At 37.9% G+C, this 12,514-nt stretch carries 12 protein-coding genes; 5 read left to right on the top strand and 7 right to left on the bottom strand.

Translation table 11 applies throughout. The annotated features are described in order from the left end of the window. Together VGE44_RS05065 and VGE44_RS05060 are read left to right on the top strand one after the other, a co-directional pair. Window positions 1-922 (top strand): DUF1800 family protein (locus VGE44_RS05065; protein WP_331076661.1); only part of this gene is annotated, 922 nt, incomplete at its 5' end. Beyond that, window positions 919-2,511, top strand: a complete 1,593-nt coding sequence (locus tag VGE44_RS05060) for a DUF1501 domain-containing protein (protein WP_331076660.1) — start codon at window positions 919-921, stop codon at window positions 2,509-2,511. The genes VGE44_RS05065 and VGE44_RS05060, both read left to right, overlap by 4 nt. Window positions 2,512-2,561: 50 nt before the next feature. Here the strand turns inward: VGE44_RS05060 and VGE44_RS05055 are convergent, their stop codons facing one another. The 5 genes from VGE44_RS05055 to VGE44_RS05035 all read right to left on the bottom strand — a co-directional run bounded on the left by VGE44_RS05055 (window position 2,562) and on the right by VGE44_RS05035 (window position 7,144). Continuing rightward, window positions 2,562-3,242, bottom strand: a complete 681-nt coding sequence (locus tag VGE44_RS05055; RefSeq protein WP_331076659.1) for a MarR family winged helix-turn-helix transcriptional regulator — start codon at window positions 3,240-3,242, stop codon at window positions 2,562-2,564. 69 nt (window positions 3,243-3,311) lie between these two features. After that, the gene (locus VGE44_RS05050) at window positions 3,312-3,923 is read right to left on the bottom strand and encodes a flavin reductase family protein (protein WP_331076658.1); all 612 of its coding nucleotides are present in this window, start codon (window positions 3,921-3,923) and stop codon (window positions 3,312-3,314) included. Between the two features lies 1 nt (window position 3,924). Next, entirely contained in the window at window positions 3,925-4,644 is a 720-nt protein-coding gene (locus VGE44_RS05045) for an SDR family oxidoreductase (protein ID WP_331076657.1), read from the bottom strand. Continuing rightward, window positions 4,641-5,327 (bottom strand): GTP cyclohydrolase I FolE, encoded by a 687-nt coding sequence (folE, locus tag VGE44_RS05040; RefSeq protein ID WP_331076656.1) that lies wholly within the window; start codon window positions 5,325-5,327, stop codon window positions 4,641-4,643. The genes VGE44_RS05045 and folE overlap by 4 nt, the downstream gene beginning before the upstream one ends. 608 nt (window positions 5,328-5,935) lie before the next feature. Continuing rightward, a complete protein-coding gene (locus tag VGE44_RS05035) occupies window positions 5,936-7,144 on the bottom strand; it encodes a GAF domain-containing sensor histidine kinase (RefSeq protein ID WP_331076655.1) in 1,209 nt (402 codons plus the stop codon). Between the two features lie 304 nt (window positions 7,145-7,448). Here VGE44_RS05035 and VGE44_RS05030 point away from each other — a divergent pair, with 304 nt between their 5' ends. Continuing rightward, window positions 7,449-8,741, top strand: coding sequence for a M20/M25/M40 family metallo-hydrolase (locus tag VGE44_RS05030; RefSeq protein ID WP_331076654.1), 1,293 nt, complete (start codon window positions 7,449-7,451; stop codon window positions 8,739-8,741). Window positions 8,742-8,840: 99 nt separating this feature from the next. Next, window positions 8,841-9,026: a twin-arginine translocase TatA/TatE family subunit gene (locus VGE44_RS05025; protein WP_331076653.1), complete on the top strand. Its 186-nt coding sequence runs from the start codon at window positions 8,841-8,843 to the stop codon at window positions 9,024-9,026. Between the two features lie 68 nt (window positions 9,027-9,094). Here VGE44_RS05025 and bcp read toward each other — a convergent pair whose 3' ends face one another. Both bcp and VGE44_RS05015 read right to left on the bottom strand, forming a co-directional pair. Then, window positions 9,095-9,622, bottom strand: coding sequence for a thioredoxin-dependent thiol peroxidase (gene bcp / locus VGE44_RS05020; protein ID WP_331076652.1), 528 nt, complete (start codon window positions 9,620-9,622; stop codon window positions 9,095-9,097). A gap of 185 nt (window positions 9,623-9,807) precedes the next feature. Further along, on the bottom strand, window positions 9,808-11,031 hold the full coding sequence (locus tag VGE44_RS05015; RefSeq protein ID WP_331076651.1) for a beta-galactosidase: 1,224 nt from the start codon (window positions 11,029-11,031) through the stop codon (window positions 9,808-9,810). 454 nt (window positions 11,032-11,485) lie between these two features. On the opposite strand from VGE44_RS05015, the gene VGE44_RS05010 reads away from it, so the two are divergent. Beyond that, complete coding sequence (locus VGE44_RS05010) at window positions 11,486-12,400, top strand: sugar phosphate isomerase/epimerase family protein (RefSeq protein ID WP_331076650.1); 915 nt, start codon at window positions 11,486-11,488, stop codon at window positions 12,398-12,400. Window positions 12,401-12,514: the final 114 nt, after the last annotated feature.

Raw genomic sequence — 12,514 nt, 5'->3', positions numbered from 1 at the left:
AACAACAATATCGTCAGTATTTGATCCGAACAGACACGATACCGGTATCAAACAATTTTCTTCATTTTATAATAATGCAATAATAACCGGGAAATCTGGTGTAAATGGAGCGGGAGAGACAGATGAGCTAATTAATATGATTTTTCTCCAAAATGAAACAGCCCTTCATATTTGTCGCAAATTGTATCGTTTCTTTGTTTATTATGAGATCGATGAAGCAACAGAGGCCAATGTAATAACACCAATGGCAAATCTTTTCAGGACAAGTAATTATGAAATAAAACCTGTCCTAAAGGTTCTTTTTAGTAGCGAACATTTCTTCGACCCTGTTAACAGAGCAGGATTGATAAAGAGCCCGGTTGATTTATGCATCGGATTGACCAGAGAATTCGGCATGGTATTCCCGGATACTTCAGACTATGTTAATCAGTATTTTATGCATGATTATATCCGTACACAAGCCTCCAATATGCAACAAAATATTGGTGATCCTCCCGGCGTTTCAGGCTGGTCTGCATATTACCAGGAGCCACAATTCCACGAACTATGGATCAATGCAGATACACTGCCCAGAAGGAACCAATTTAGTGATGTAATGATTGGTAACGGATATACAAGAAACGGAAAGAAGATTAATATTGATATTCTGGCATTCGTCAGTTCCTTATCTGATCCTTCAAATCCTAACACTCTGATCAATGATAGCCTGGAAATACTTTACACTATTGATATAACCCAGCAGGTCAGAGATTTCTTAAAAAGTATTTTATTATCCGGACAAACGTCTGACTCTTACTGGACAGATGCCTGGGTAACATATAAGGCCAATACAAGCAATACAACCAACAGGAACATTGTATTAAATCGACTTCAGTCCATGTACAAGTATCTTATGAATCTTCCTGAATATCAGTTATCATGAAAAGAAGGGATTTTATAAGAAGTACAGCACCTGCAGGAATAGTATTCCCCGCCTTGATTAATGGCTTCACATTTAAGGCTTTTGCCGAATCTCCATTAGTCTCGGCACTTACCCAAGCTCCAACAGAAACCGATCACGTATTGGTTATTATTCAACTTAACGGAGGTAATGATGGCTTGAATATGGTTATTCCGTTTGACCAGTATGATAATCTTGCCATTGCCCGTTCAAATATCATTCTTCCAAAAAACAAGATACTCAAACTTAACGGAACCAGTTTTACGGGTCTGCATCCCTCTATGACCGGATTGCAAACGCTTTTTAACCAGGAAAAGCTTCAGATCATCCAGTCTGTGGGTTATCCTCAGCCAAACTTCTCCCATTTCAGGGCAACAGATATCTGGCTCAGTGCTTCTGATTCTAACCAGACCATAAACTCAGGCTGGGCAGGGCGTTATCTGAATGAAGAATACTCTAATTACCCGATGGGCTTCCCGAATACAGTTATGCCCGATCCGCTTGCCATACAAATTGGTTCATTTGTCTCACCCGCGATGCAAGGTCCGGCAGTAAATATGGGAATGGCTATTTCAGACCCTGTCAACTTTTACAACCTGATAAATGGGATTCAGGGTAATGCACCGAATACCCGGGGAGGAAAAGAGCTGACCTATATACGTCAGATCGCACAGCAAACACAGCAGTATGGAAGTGTCATAAAAGCCGCTGCTGCGAAAGTTACCAAGCAGTTTTCAGGATATCCAACAGGAAACAGCCTGGCAGATCAGTTAAAAATTGTTGCCCGATTAATTGCAGGTGGATTAAAAACAAGGATTTACATGGTTAGTCTGGGAGGTTTTGACACCCATGCTCAACAGGTAAATGCAACAGCAAAGGAAACCGGAAATCATGCAAATCTGCTTCAAAAAGTTTCAGAAGGGATAAAAGCCTTCATGGACGATCTCGACTTTTTGAATGCTCAGAAACGCGTCATCGGAATGACCTTTTCTGAATTCGGAAGACGTATCAAATCAAATGGCAGCGGTGGTACAGATCATGGAGCAGCTGCTCCCCTGTTTGTATTTGGACACTATGCCCAGAATGACATTATTGGAAAAAGTCCGACGATTCCTTTAATTACCAATACCGGAGATAATGTACCGATGCAGTATGATTTCAGATCAATCTATGCTTCTATCCTGCAGCAATGGTTCTGTGTTCCTGAGAGTACACTTGAGAATGTGATGCTCAAAAACTTTCAGAATATTAATGTGATTAAGAAATCAGCGCCATGTATGTCTACAAGCCCTGAAATTATCAATATAAATGCCGGAAAAAATCTGATCAGCAATTACCCGAATCCATTCCAAACCTCAACTACAATTTCCTATGAGAGCTTTGGCGGACATACATTGATTCAGGTATTTAATACCGAAGGAAAACTGATTAAGACTCTGGTAGATATGGAAATTGGAGCAGGAAACCATAAGGTTACATTCGAAAATGAAGGATATTTGCCTGGTGTATATTATGCAAGATTACAGAATAATGCAATTCAGCAGATAAGGACCATGCTATTAGTGAGATAAAACACACTTGATCCATTATTAATTATTAAAATAGTTATTTGCTTTGAAGCTTAAACTCTATTAACAGCCATCAATCGGATATCCTCTTTCGTAGTAATCAGCTTCTCTTCATGCAGCTGAAAATGAAATGTTTCAAGCTTTTGAAGAAGATATTGAAGCTTCAGTTTTTCCGAAAAACATAAATTTCCTGTCACCATTTTTCCAACATAATTCATATCGTCAAACACCCGGTGTAATAACTCTTTACCGCTTTCTGTAATTGAAATCCTCCGGGAACGCCTATCCGCCTGATCATCCCATTGTTTGACAAGGCCTGCTGCAAGTAAACGGCGTATAACTTCGGTCCCTGACGTTTTTTCCTGTATGTTTCTGTTGATGAGCTCTCCTTTGCTAAGACTTTCGTGGGTTAATAATATGGCAAGGGCGGTAAAATCTTCCGGACTTTGTAATGGAGTGCCTTCCAGCGTTTTCTTTATATAAGATTTTGCATAGCGGCTCATATAAACGAACAGGCGACCGATAGCATTATCAATCTGATAAGCCAATTCCTGCGCCTCCGCCTCTTTTTTACCAAACCGAACATCCAAAGAGGTTAAAGAAGTGTCTGAGTGCTCCAGGTGATTAATCAGAAAACCTGAAAAATCATGCAGTAAAAGCTCTTTCCCATTACTTTCCAACTCAAATTGCTCAACCAGGCTTAATAGCTGGTGTACCAGTTTGTATGATTTCATTTAATAAATTTTTAATCAGATGATTAAGTCGACCCACATATATTTAGCAAAATTCTGATATCAGATAATTTAAAGAAATTTAGCATAAGGCAAACGTCCCAATTCCTGGGGTAAAAAATAGCTATCTAATCCAGCAACAGTTACTGTACCCGCATTAATATGATCAATATACCCATCCTGCGCCAATATACCTTCATTCAGTATGACATGGACTATTTCACCAATCAGAATCTTGGTCCTGTTCAATGATACATCAATAATTTCACGAAGTTGCAATCCAATTTTAATGCTTGCCTGCTCTACAAAAGGAGCCTTAAAAGGATCCAGATAAAACTCTTTGAAACCACAAGGTTCAAACTCAGATAAACCTGAAGGGAAACGTGCACTGGTTTGATGAGCCTGTTGAAAATAATCGGGTAGTACATTATTCAAAGTATATTCTTTGGTTTGAATAATATTATCCAATGAATCATGATCCATACCGTCGGGTCTGAATACCATACCTAATAATGGAGGATTAGCACCAACATGAAAAACAGAATTAAACAAACCCAGATTACTTATACCCTCTTTGTTCACCGTTCCCAGCATATGCAGCGATCTATAACCCGGTAAACTATTTATGAAAGTTGTCCGGTAACGCTTCTCCATTGCTGAAATATGACTTTGATTAAAATTCATTTTACATGGTTTTTAAATTTCCCATTCCTCCATCAATTCCCAATACTTGTCCGCTTATCCAGCCACTTTCATCTGATAATAGAAATGAAATGGCTGAGGCTATATCTTCAGGCTTTCCTATTCTACCCAGAGGATGCCTCTTTGCAGACGCTTCACGCTTCTCTGGAGTATTCAATAAATTACCTGCAAGGGAAGTATCGGTTAGCGAAGGTGCAACCACATTAACCCTGATATTTTGAGAGGCAAACTCTGCCGCAAGCGATAAAGCCAGACTCTCCACCCCACCCTTGGCTGCAGCAATACTTGCATGAAAAGGCATACCTGTTTTTGCGGCAACAGAACTTAGCAGGACAATTGATGCAGAACCTGAATTTCTTAAAGATCGGTAAGCGAGTTGAATGCACCTGACTGCACCGGTTACATTTAATTTATAATCGTTTATAAAATCGTCTTCATTGTAACGACTGAATGGTTTTAAATTGATACTCCCAACGGCATAAACCAATCCATCCAATTTGTTTGGAACTTGTTCAGCCAATAAATCAATGTTCGATAAGACATCAATTGGTATATGAATCAGGCCATCAGGCCAATGTTCAGATTTGGTTCTGGAAGCATTGAAAATCTGAGCACCCATAGAGGCCAGCATATTGACCAATTCAAGTCCGATGCCTGAACTACCCCCAACAACAAGTATATTTTTACCCCTGAAATTCATCATCCAATATGCTTTAAAAACTCATTTCTGGTCTCGGGAGATAAAAACCGGCCACTGTATTCAGCAGTAATTGTTGAGCTATTCATATCACGGATACCTCTCGAAGATACACAATGATGATGGGCATCAATAACTACAGCCACATCTTCAGTCCCCAAAGCGGTTTTGATTTCATTAGCAATCTGTATTGTAAGCCTCTCCTGAACCTGCGGACGCTGAGAATAATATTGAACAATCCGATTTAGTTTGGACAAACCAATTACTTTACCATTACTCATATAAGCTATATGTGCTTTCCCCGTTATGGGCACAAAATGATGCTCGCAATTGCTGTAAACGGCAATATTCTTCTCCACAAGCATCTGATTATACTTATAATGGTTATTAAACAGAGTAACTGAAGGTTTATCGGCAGGGTTCAGACCACTAAAGATCTCCTTTACATACATTTTTGCGACTCTTTTGGGGGTATCTCTTAAACTATCGTCATTAAGATCTAAACCAAGAATATTCATGATATGACTGAAATGCTTTTCAATAAGCTGAATTTTAGTTTCATCATCCAGGTCAAATGCGTCATCACGCATAGGGGTATCAACAGAAGCGGAAATATGACTTTCAGCCATCATACTCAATAAATCCTGCTCTGAGGTATGCAGAATATGATTGGGATTATTTTTATCCATTGTATATTTTTGTATTATTTTGATACAATTATAACAATAACATTCTATTTTTATTAATTAGATAAGTCGCCTGAATGTCAAATAATCCCATATGGAATAAAACAACAAAAGCCTTAATTCAGGCTTTTAATCATTGATTACCCAGGGTCGATACAAATAGGGTTAAAGAATACGGTTATAATTGGTTCAGATAAGGCTCTTGAGCCACAATAGTTTGCTTTTTGAAAGCAATACCTGTGTTGTATCGGAAAGTCCAGCCCTTTTCTCCGGAGTAGTTCCGGCAAGAAATAGCGTTCTATTTCAAATTACTAACAGCCGAAAGCTACCTCCTCCGGCAAGGTTTATTTTACCCGAAGCTGCTTTTCATTGGGACTGGCAGCCCGGCAAAAAACCATAGGCCAGTTGAAATAAACCCGGGGGCACCTTTTTGTAATACTGAATTTCATAATATCTATTAAATCTGCTACAAAAATAACAGCAGAATACAGGAGGGTGCAATCTAAGAGGAACAGACCCTGCTTTCTAAAACAGGAGTAAATTATGTAATCTAAAATAGCCAGGCAAGATTTTATATCGAACTCACGTTGATAAGTTTACTTTAACAGGAATTAAGAAGCATTCACACTAATCATAACTTCAAAGACAGAACCCTCTCCCGGCACAGAGCTTATATTTAGCTTTCCATTCAAACCACTAATCAGGTGTTTGATTAATTGTAAACCAAAACCATAACCTTTTTCGCCTTCGGTCCCCTTCTCTGAAGAAGCACTACCGTTGAGTATAGCATCTATCTTCTCCGGGCTTATACCCTCCCCAGAATCCTGAACCTTAATACTTAAATTATGTTTTGAATTTGAACTATCCATATCTAATCCTACACTTACCTTCCCACCATTTGGAGTGAATTTAATAGCATTTGATATCAGATTCCCGGTAATTTGAAGCAGTTTATTTTTAGGAAATGGTATGCCCATGGCCCTGGGAATAATATCTACTTCAAACTGAATATTTTTCGATTTCGCCTGGGGGATATACAATTTTTCAAGTTTTTCCTTAAAGGATTGCATATCCATTTCATTGCTCTTAATGGCAATTGATTTATTTTTCTCAGCGCTTAAAATTTCATCTGCAAGTTCAAGAATTGACTTACCGCTTTTGTGAATGAGGTTAATAAATTCGAGCACCTCATCAATTTTATTCTCTTTACCCTGTTCACTGATTATTTCTGTAAGTCCGATGATGCCTCCCAAAGGTCCGCGGATATCATGCACAACTTTGTTTTGGATTGCCTGCACTTCTTTCACCCTATTTCTTAAGCTTTCAATTGCTTTATATGCTTTCAGACGGTTAACAATTTCGTCAGCAATGATCCTCAGCAACTCTTCCTTCTCTGGCGACAGTGTTTTAACCTCCCTGTCAAGTACACAGAGTGCACCAATATTTAAACCATCTGAAACGAGAGGTACTCCAAAATAATAACGAAGTGAAAGATCACCCTTTACATAAAATTTATCCTTGAAACGGTCATCTTTTGATAGATCCTCAACTTCAAAGGGTTTTTCATCGTACTTAATTGTATACTGACACGCTGAATCTTCACGTGGCATTTGCTCAAGATCAAGACCATAATTGGATATCGTCCATTGAGTATAAGAGTCTATTAAATTGACCAGCGAAATAGGAGTACCGGCAACGCTCGCTGCCAGTTTAGCCAAATCCTTGAAGCTATCCTGAAAATTGGAATAATCAAGATTAAAATCAGAAAGATTCAGGACTCTTTCATATTCATTTTCAGGAATAGGTGGATTAACGTTCATAATAGTTTTAAGAAATCCGGGTTACATTTAAGAAGTTGAAAGATTTTCAATTGAAAGCTATTATTTAAAAATCCGGGTTAAAAATATTGAATTGTTTCAGATTTATTTTATTTTCCATTATTATCTACCAAAAAACAGGCCAAATTAAAACCAAAGCGCAACAAACCAGTATCTTCTGGAAAATCTTATACCTTAATATCTCTGAATATTTAATGTATAGTAATATTTCACTGAAGAATATAATTTATATGGTATAGAAGATTTACATTCATATTCATAGATAATAATTACCAATTTCTCTTTCATGAAAAAAATATTTCTGATTTCAATGTTATTAATCAGTGTGCTATCGGCACGTGCACAAAATGGGAAAGCAATTTCAGCTCAATCCATATACAAAGTGCAGATCGATAAAATTAGCAGCGATAAAAGAATCCAGATGGCTTTTAATATTATTCAACAGCTTGAACCGACAACAACAAAGGAGCTGATAGAACTTACAGAGGTTCCAGCTCCCCCATTTATGGAACAAAAAAGAGCAGAAAGATTCAGGCAAATGCTTCAAAATGCCGGAATTGATTCCATATGGACTGATGAGGCCGGAAATGTTCTTGCTTTGAGAAAAGGTAAAGGCAATGGTAAAACAATTCTTATTGAAGGACATTTAGACACGGTTTTCCCTTTGGATACCGATGTCAAGGTAAAAATGAAGGGGGATTCTTTATTTGCTCCGGGAATTGCTGATGACACCAGGGCACTCAGCGTAATTCTTACGGTTGTTAAAGCAATGAACCAGGCAAAGATCTCCACAGAATCTGATATTTTATTTGCCGGAACCGTTGGCGAGGAAGGCTTAGGCGATTTACGGGGGATCAAACATATTTTCAAACCGGGGAATCATAAAATCGATTCGCATATCGCTTTAGATGGTGGTGATATCAGCGCACTGGTTACAAATGGTTTAGGGTCGGTACGCTATAAAATTACATTTAATGGTCCTGGTGGTCATTCATGGGGTGCTTTTGGATTGGCCAATCCACATCATTCAATGGGAAAAGCAATCGACTATTTTAATACTGAAGCAGCAAAGTTTGTAGAAGATGGTCCAAAAACCACCTATAATGTTGGCAGAATTGGGGGTGGAACTTCAGTAAACTCCATTCCATTTGAAACATGGATGGAAGTGGATATGCGCTCGCTGAGCCCGGAAAAGCTGAAAGGAATTGAGCAAATCTTATTAAATCAGGTTAATAAAGCTCTTGTTGATTATAATTCAGGTATCAAAACCGGAACAAAACTGACAGCCCAATTTAAAAAAATTGGGGAACGGCCATCCGGCGTTCAGAGTGTTGAGCTTCCCCTGATACAGAGAGCAATGGCAGCAATTGAATACTTTAAATTGAAACCCTCATTAGGTACAGGATCTACAAACTCAAACACTCCAATTTCACTTGGGATACCCAGCATTACGATTGGTAGAGGAGGAAAAGGAGGAAATGCTCATTCCCTGGATGAATGGTGGATCAACGAAAATGGAGCCGAGGCAATAAAGTTCGCATTATTAACTCTGATTGCTGAAGCCGGTTTAGTTCAGTAATTCAATTTATATACCCAATTTGAATTGTAACAGATTTATGCAAAATCTTTTTTTAATCTAATATTATTCTCACATTCATAAAAATTAAAAACGAAAATTATGGCAGGTTTAGGCGGACCGGAAATCATATTGATCATGGTTGTAGTATTATTAATGTTCGGTGGTAAAAAGATTCCCGAAATGATGAGAGGATTGGGAAAAGGCATGAAAGAATTTAAAGATGCAAAGGATGGGCTAAATGAAGATCCTGAACCAAAACAGGTTCAAACAATTAAAGAAAGCTAATAAAAAAGGATCCGGTTTCGGATCCTTTTTTATTAGACATATTGCCAGGCACTCAGGTATACTGATGATTACTTCTTCTTTAATGTCAGTATCTGACCAGCATGATTTTTTGTATCAATTTCAGTGATCACTTTGTTGATATAACCGTCTTTATTAATAAGAAAAGTAGTTCTGGTGGTACTAAAGGTTTTCACGCCATTTCTTTCTTTCTCAGTCCAGACACCATATTTTGTCACAATTGACTTATCAGTATCGGCCAAAAGCGAAAAAGGCAAATTGTTTTTTGCGATAAAATCACGGTGTGAAGCCTCATCGTCAATACTCACACCCAAAATGGTATAGCCTTCTTTCTTTAACTCTTTAAAGTTATCACGCAAACTACAGGCCTGAGCAGTACATCCCGAAGTATTATCTTTTGGGTAGAAATAAAGCACAAGCTTTTTGCCTTTGAACTGTTTCAGTGAAACCGTTTTTCCGTTCTGATCTTTGGAAACGAAATCAGGTGCTTTGTCGCCCGCTTTTAACGCGGTCTGTGCCTGTACAAGCCCCGGAGCCATCATACCCAGAAGCAGCACTATTGAGAATATTGATTTCATATTTTGTTTTTATTGCAAAATACGGATTTTGAAAGATTAGTATTTGTAATTGTTCAGTTACTTATTTTTAGTTGTCGGTTGTCTGAGATATTGTGGTTCATTTGACAATTAGTTTTTAATGCTAATACGATTTTCACTCAAAACCTGATGGCTTACGGCCCCAACTCTGCATTGCAAATTGTTAACTAATATGTATAAATCACAACGTCCCCCGGCTCTACATCAATTGTACTGGCATAGACACTTGCGGGAACAATGGCCCCATCTTTGAGAACACGTTTCAGTGATGGGTCTCCGGAGAGTGTTAAGCTCATTTTTTTGCGGTAATCTGTATTAACAATAACAATAAACTGTTTTCCCCCATTTTCCATAACTGAAACCAATGCAGTTTTGCCCTCAGTTGCAAAAACCCTTATTGGTGCCGGTAAAACTGACATTCTTTTAGTACCCACAGGTATCGTATTTCCAAAAAATTGAAGAGACTTAATTTTCGCGCCGTAAAATACACCCGCAAGGCTTTTTATTTCTTGATTCAGTGTTTTGATATTATCATAAACTGTACTTCTTTTTCCTTCAAGGGTGATTGGTCCGCCACGAAAATCTTCTGCTGATGAAACGGGAGTCCAATAGGTAAAGTATTGCAGCCCCTGAGCTCCGTAGGCAAGGTTGGTAAACATTTGAACCCGCATGGTTGCCAATGTAGGATCTTCATGTTTATTATCAAAGAGGACCGATTGAGCAAATCCCCAGAAAGGCATGTTTACTTTTTTAGCTTCATCCGAAAATATTTCCAGATTCTGATGCCATTTCTCATAGACACCCTCCGCTGAAGTTAATGGATAGGAATCAAAAGAAAGAAAATGCAACGGGACTTCCTTAGCAAATTTATTTACATAATCCCTGTAATTGGCTGTTCCTAATTGTAAAGGAGTGGCATAATTTGGAAAAAGGTTGACATAGCAAAAATGCTTCGGATCAATAGCATTCACTCTTTTCGCCCAATTGCCCAGATCTGCAAATGCGTCTACTGCGGGCTCATCCCGTAGAAAATAACCAGCCAGGGCAGGATGATCCATAAAACGCTTTACAATCTTCTCCGTCTCATTTTTCAGTTCAGGGCAGCTGATTACGATCTTCATGCCAGCCTGATGAGCTGCATCCAGTGATTTTTGTACATCCTGCGGGCTTCCAAGAAAAGAGAAACTAATATCAAAACCTGCTTCTTTCATTTCAAGATATCTGGCTGAAGTAGCCTCTTCAGGAGGGATACTATACCAGCCCAGTATTGGAATATGGCCTTTGGATTCGAGTTTCTCTTGCGCAGAAGCAGGCTTTATAAACAAACCCGGCACGATCGAAGCTAAAAAAATAAGCCTGAATGAAATGCAAAGAATGTTAATCTTATTCATTTTAGAACTTTTCTGTACTTGAAGATCTGATGACATAGGTTTGCTTTATTGAAATAATTAAGAAAAGTTTAGGTCTGCTTAATGGTTTCCAAATTAACGCTTAAAATCGCATTGGCTATCCTGAACTATCCTGAAGAAATTTACAAACAAAATTGATTTAAAAAGAACATCCAATACCCAACCTATAATTTATCTATGTTTTAAACTGAATGTCATTACGAGACACGACGAAGCAATCTTAGGGCGTTTAGTAACCTTAGTGAGGGGATTGCTTCGCTCTACTCACAATGACAAATCTCAGCCCAGGACTGATCGCAACTACAAATTTCATTTGTAATTTAAAATTCATAAACTTTCATTGTTCTTATAATTCACCGCATCCAAAAAAAAATCAAAACCCAATTTTTTAATAATTAATTCATCAAATTTATATCTCAGAAATTTATAAAATACTATGGTCTACTCAAGGAAACAGTTTTTGCAAAACTCAGCTATACTATTAGCCGCAACAATGTATAGTTCTACCTTCGCATCCCAAAAAAATAAAGCTCTTTTAGCATTTTCAACATTAGGTTGTCCCGACTGGTCTTTTCAGCAAATTATTGATTTTGCGGAAACCAATGGCTATTCAGGCTTAGAAATCAGGGGAATAAAACGACAGATGGACCTTACAAAATGTGATGAATTCAGTAGCCCGGAGCGGATAAAAGCAACTCTGAGTCTGATGAAAGAGAAAGGTTTAAAATTTGTAAACCTTGGAGCTTCGGCAAATATGCACTTTCACGAAGGTTCTGAAAAAGAAAAAAGCATTACCGAAGCAAAAGCATTTATCGATTTGGCACAGAAAATTAACTGCCCCTACGTTAGAGTATTCCCAAATAAATTTCCAAAAGGCAGGACAAAAGATCAAACAATCCAAACGGTTGCTGAAAATCTACTAACTCTGGGTAAATATGCCAAAGAGCGAAATGTTACCGTCTTATTGGAAACTCATGGTGATTTCTCAGGCTCAGATGATATCCTTAAGGTCATGAAAGCTGCCTCGCATCCCAATATCGCATTGGTTTGGGATATTTCAAACATGTGGACTATAACAAAAGAATCTCCCGCTGAGGTGTATAAAAAATTAAAGAAATACATTGTACACACACATATTAAGGATGCAAAATTAAATGGCGACAAATTACAATATAGCCTTCTCGGACAAGGTGATGTACCAATCTTTGAGGCAATAGATATTCTATATAAAGATGGATATAAAGGCTATTACAGCTTTGAGTGGGAAAAACTATGGCATCCAGAGATCGCAGAACCGGAGATTGCATTAGCCGATTATCCAAAGGCAATGAAGAAACATTTTAATTTTTAAATTCCGGGAAAGCAATTTTAAAAATGGAGGCAAATTGAATTTACTATCAATAAAGCATTGACAATATACACTGTCTAGAGAAGTGAATTTTCTTATAAAACATGAAATAAATTG

The sequence above is a fragment of the Daejeonella sp. genome (assembly GCF_036405355.1).
Classification (GTDB): domain Bacteria; phylum Bacteroidota; class Bacteroidia; order Sphingobacteriales; family Sphingobacteriaceae; genus Daejeonella.
The sequence above is the reverse complement of the archived record's forward strand: the minus strand, read 5'-3'. Positions and strand labels throughout refer to the sequence as shown.

Coding starts and splice junctions, on each gene's coding strand:
- VGE44_RS05060 (WP_331076660.1), top strand. CDS start 919: ATGAAAAGAAGGGATTTTATAAGAAGTACAGCACCTGCAGGAATAGTA.
- VGE44_RS05055 (WP_331076659.1), bottom strand. CDS start 3,242: ATGAAATCATACAAACTGGTACACCAGCTATTAAGCCTGGTTGAGCAA.
- VGE44_RS05050 (WP_331076658.1), bottom strand. CDS start 3,923: ATGAATTTTAATCAAAGTCATATTTCAGCAATGGAGAAGCGTTACCGG.
- VGE44_RS05045 (WP_331076657.1), bottom strand. CDS start 4,644: ATGATGAATTTCAGGGGTAAAAATATACTTGTTGTTGGGGGTAGTTCA.
- folE (WP_331076656.1), bottom strand. CDS start 5,327: ATGGATAAAAATAATCCCAATCATATTCTGCATACCTCAGAGCAGGAT.
- VGE44_RS05035 (WP_331076655.1), bottom strand. CDS start 7,144: ATGAACGTTAATCCACCTATTCCTGAAAATGAATATGAAAGAGTCCTG.
- VGE44_RS05030 (WP_331076654.1), top strand. CDS start 7,449: ATGAAAAAAATATTTCTGATTTCAATGTTATTAATCAGTGTGCTATCG.
- VGE44_RS05025 (WP_331076653.1), top strand. CDS start 8,841: ATGGCAGGTTTAGGCGGACCGGAAATCATATTGATCATGGTTGTAGTA.
- bcp (WP_331076652.1), bottom strand. CDS start 9,622: ATGAAATCAATATTCTCAATAGTGCTGCTTCTGGGTATGATGGCTCCG.
- VGE44_RS05015 (WP_331076651.1), bottom strand. CDS start 11,031: ATGAATAAGATTAACATTCTTTGCATTTCATTCAGGCTTATTTTTTTA.
- VGE44_RS05010 (WP_331076650.1), top strand. CDS start 11,486: ATGGTCTACTCAAGGAAACAGTTTTTGCAAAACTCAGCTATACTATTA.